3 protein-coding genes are annotated in these 4,351 nt (G+C 70.0%); 2 read left to right on the forward strand and 1 reads right to left on the reverse strand.

The annotated features are described in order from the left end of the window. The first annotated feature begins 314 nt into the window (after window positions 1-314). Both ACTIAO_RS17150 and ACTIAO_RS17155 read left to right on the forward strand, forming a co-directional pair. On the forward strand, window positions 315-1,223 hold the full coding sequence (locus tag ACTIAO_RS17150) for an SDR family oxidoreductase (protein ID WP_029153441.1): 909 nt from the start codon (window positions 315-317) through the stop codon (window positions 1,221-1,223). Between the two features lie 183 nt (window positions 1,224-1,406). Continuing rightward, window positions 1,407-2,069: a YitT family protein gene (locus ACTIAO_RS17155; RefSeq protein ID WP_245563282.1), complete on the forward strand. Its 663-nt coding sequence runs from the start codon at window positions 1,407-1,409 to the stop codon at window positions 2,067-2,069. A 7-nt stretch (window positions 2,070-2,076) separates the two neighbouring features. Here ACTIAO_RS17155 and ACTIAO_RS17160 read toward each other — a convergent pair whose 3' ends face one another. Beyond that, window positions 2,077-3,978, reverse strand: coding sequence for an alpha-galactosidase (locus tag ACTIAO_RS17160; protein ID WP_441869455.1), 1,902 nt, complete (start codon window positions 3,976-3,978; stop codon window positions 2,077-2,079). Window positions 3,979-4,351: the final 373 nt, after the last annotated feature.

Raw genomic sequence — 4,351 nt, forward strand, 5'->3', positions numbered from 1 at the left:
TCTCCGTTTAACGCGCCGACCCCAACTCACCCTCAATCGGTGGATCCAGGCTAAATACGCCAGGATCGCCGACGAATCCAGGCCCTTGCCGCGGCAGCGGCCCGCGCGGAGTGTGGGGCGAGACGTCCCAGGATCAGAGGAGAGGATATGCGCGCTCTGGCCCGGCAAGGCAAGCGGACTGTGAACGTCGGGACCGTGGCGGATCCCGCCCTGCACGTCCCCATCGACCTCGTCAGGCGCCGCGGAACCGTGTTCGTCCTCCGCGCGTACAGGGGCCACGCGACCACAATGCCGACGCACGAAGGAGGAACGTCTTGTTCGAGAACGAGACGAACGACCAGCTGACCTTTCAGGATCCGGTGACGCGCTTTCCGGAGATTTCGCCGCCGAAGCAACATCAGTCCGAGCCAGGTCTCGACACGGAGCTCATCCCGCAGACCGACCGCGGCCAGGACTCCTATCGCGGGACCGGACGCCTCATGGGCCGGAAGTGCCTCGTCACCGGCGCGGACTCGGGAATCGGGGCGGCGATCGCGATCGCCTTCGCTCGCGAGGGCGCCGACATCGCGCTGTCCTACCTCCCAGCCGAGGAGGAGGACGCGCAGGAGATCAAGGCGATCATCGAGGGATCAGGCCGCCGTGCCGTCCTGATCCCCGGCGATATCTCCGACCGTGCGTTCTGCGAGGAGCTGGTCGCGCGAGCCGTGGATGCGCTCGGCGGCCTCGACGCTCTCGTCAACAACGCGGGTCGGCAGATCGCCGTCGAAGACATTGCCGACCTGTCGGACGAGCAGTGGACCGCGACGTTCGAGACGAACATCCACGCGATCTACCGGATCTCGAAAGCGGCCGTCGCGCACATGCCGCCCGGCTCGACGATCGTGAACACGACATCGATCCAGGCCTACCAGCCCTCCACCCAGTTGCTCGACTACGCCTCAACGAAGGCGGCGATCAACAACTTCACGAAGGGGCTGGGGCAGTCGCTCGCGCCCCGCGGCATTCGCGTCAACGCGGTGGCCCCGGGACCGATCTGGACCCCGTTGCAAGTCTCGGACGGGCAGCCCAAGGAGGCGCTCCCCAAGTTCGGCAAGAGCACCCCGCTGGGTCGAGCAGGGCAGCCGACCGAGCTCGCACCCGCCTATGTCTTCCTCACCTCGCCGGAATCGAGCTATGTGATCGGCGAGACGCTCAACGTCAACGGCGGTACGCCGTCGCCGTGAGGCGGGCGACGGCGGGACAGGGCACGCAGCCCAGAGCGAGAGGACGCTGGTGACGGAGATCGCCGTCGACTGGTTCAGAGGCATTGCGGTAATCGCTCTCATGCCCACCATGAGAGCCGTCAATATGCTCAATCTTCTCGATCTCGCTTGCGCATTTCTGAATCTGTCAAGAAGATCGAAGGTGTGACTTCAGAGATCCCCGTCCCCCACCCCGCGCCGACACACTCCGTCGCCGACGATGTGCTCGGCATTCTCTGCGGCACCATCGTCGTCTCGGTCGGCCTGTTCCTGCTGCGCGCGGGCGGCGTCGTCACCGGCGGCACGGCCGGACTCACGCTGCTGCTCGACTACACGACGCCCGCCCCGTTCGGCGTGCTGTTCCTCGCGATCAACCTGCCGTTCTTCCTGCTCGCGATCCGCAGCAAGGGGTGGGGCTTCGTGCTGCGCAGTGCCCTCGCGATCGCGCTCGTGTCGGTGTTCGCCTCGTTCCACGCGCTCCCCGGCATCGGGGCACTCGGCGAGATCACGCTGAACCCGTTCTACGCAGCGGTGATCGGGTCGGTCGTCGCCTCGGTCGGCGTCATCATCCTGTTCCGCCACGGCGCCAGCATGGGCGGGTTCAACATCGTCGGCCTCATCCTGCAGGACAAGCTCGGGTGGCGCGCGGGATACGTGATGATGGTCGGCGACGCCGCGGTCGTGGCCGCGTCCATCGCGACCTCGACCTGGCTCGTCGTCGCGGCCTCGGCCCTCGGCGTCGTCACCATGAACCTCGTGATCGCGTTCAACCATCGCCCGGGGCGCTACGTGGCCGCCACTGCCCGACGTCCCTCGGCCCGCGTCTGACGCTCGGCTATACCCGCTCAAGGTCGAACAGCACGGCCTGCTGCGGCGCGAGAGCCGGCAGAGGCACGCCCACGGTCGCCAGCACCGAGCCCGGGAGCGTGATACCGTCGCCCTCCGCCTGGGTCACCCACTCCGGATCCGCGATGCCGATGCGCCGCGCGGGCCCCAGCTCCGTGCCCACGCGCACGCGGTAGGCCGCGCTCGGGTCGACACCGGGGAACGGCACGACTCCGGGCTGCCCGGCCTCGGTCGTGGTGAAGCGCATCCAGGTGTACAGAGCCCGAGAGCCGTCGGCTGCGACCACGCCCGTGAGCGCGGCGTCGTCCGGCAGGTCGGCGTTGACGACCTCGCCCGTGCGGACGATCCCGCGGATCTCGCGGTACAGCTGCGACCACGCCGAGATCGCCGCGATGTCGTGCTGCGGCAGGCGCGTGATATCGGCCTCGATGCCCGAGTGCGCGAACAGCGTCGTGGCGAGGCGCAGCGACAGGTCGGTGCGGCGCCCGGTCGTATGCGACAGCTCGTCGCCGATGTGCGAGCCGATGAGCTCGGGCGGCACGATGAGCCGCGTCCAGCGCTCGATGCGGGCGCGCTCGACCGGGTCGTTGCAGTCCGATGCCCAGAGGCGCGAGGCGCGGCCCAGGATGCCGAGGTCGGCGCGGCCGCCGCCGGACGCGCAGGTCTCGATCTCGAGGTCGGGGAACCGGGAGCCGAGCTCGTCGAGCAACGCGTACAGCGCACGCGTCTGCGCGTGCACCGCGGGCCGCTGCGTGTCGGTGCGGCGGGTGACGGGCTCGAGCAGCTCGCGGTTGTGGTCCCACTTGATGAAATCGATCCGGTACCTCTCGACGAGCCCCGCGATCGCCTCGAGCAGATACGCGTACGCCGCCGGATTCGCGACGTCGAGCACGTACTGGTGGCGCGCGGCGGGGCCGAGGCCGGCACGCGGACCGAGGATCCAGTCGGGGTGCTCCCGCGCGAGGTCGGAGTCGAGATTGACCATCTCGGGCTCGAACCAGAGGCCGAACTGCATGCCCTCGGCGCGCACGACATCGACGAACGGATCGAGCCCGTCGGGCCATACGCGCTCGTCGATCTGCCAGTCGCCGAGACCCGCGTCATCGGCGCGGCGCCCCCGGAACCAGCCATCATCGAGCACGACGCGTTCGACGCCCACCGCCGCCCCGGCTCGCGCGAGCGCGGTCAGCCGGTCGAGATCGTGCGCGAAGTACACGGCCTCCCACGTATTCAGCACGAGCGGACGCGGGCGCTGCGGGTGCACCGCGCGCGAACGCACGTGCCCGTGGAATCGGTGCGCCATGCCGTCGAGGCCCTCGTCCGACCAGACGAAGTAGGCGGTCGGCGCCTCGTACCGCTCCCCCTCGGCGAGCGACACCTCGCCGTGCCGCAGCGCCTCGCCTGCGCCGAGCACGGTCGCGAATCCGCCCGCCCCCTCGGGAAGGCTCTCGACGAGGTATTCGGCATCGCCGCTCCACCCGTAGTGGCACGCCCAGACCTCGCCGCGACGGAAACCGAGATTCGGGGTTCCGAGCGCCATCAGGAACGGGTTGTCCTGGCCGGGCTTGCCGCGGCGGCCGCGGCGCACGTGGCTGCCGCCGCGCACGGGGCCGCGCTGCGGCGCGCGCTCCCGGCACCACTTGCCCGTGAAGTCAAGCAGCTCGCTGGCTCGCTCGGGCACGGGCAGCAGTGCCCGTAGCCGCTCGAGGGCGTATGGTGCGTCGTCGCCCGCGAGCGATCCGTCGCGCGTCGCCGCGAGGTCGACGGCGAGCACGCCGTGCGGATCCATACGGTACGCCGCGTCGATGACGAGGCCCGCGAGGCGATCTTCGAAGCGCAGCAGGATCGCGGATCCGTCGACGCGCGCGTCCGTGAGCGCGGGTCGGTGCATGACGTCCGCTCCGCCGATCGATCCCTCCTGACCGGGCGTCCCGGACCACCCGCCGAGTACGACGGGTGGTCCGGGACGCCCGGGGCACGTCGGGAGAGTCGTGCAGCACGGCGGCCGTCGACGCCGTGCGCAGCGCGCGAGCGGCGTCGGGCTCGAGCGCGCCGAGCGCGGCGCCCCAGTGCAGCACGCGCGGCACGGATCCGGAGGCGTCGATCACGAGGCTCGCGCCCGCGGCCTCGATCTGAAGCACACACTCTTCGTTCGTCATTGATTCTCCCCTCTCAGGCGGTGGCGTGCGCCGTCGCACCCACCGGAACATACATCACCACGTGCAGGTCGCTGGCGTCGGACGGCACGAGCCGGTGATGCTCGA

The sequence above is a fragment of the Microbacterium sp. genome (genome assembly GCF_052099035.1).
Classification (GTDB): Bacteria; Actinomycetota; Actinomycetes; order Actinomycetales; family Microbacteriaceae; genus Microbacterium.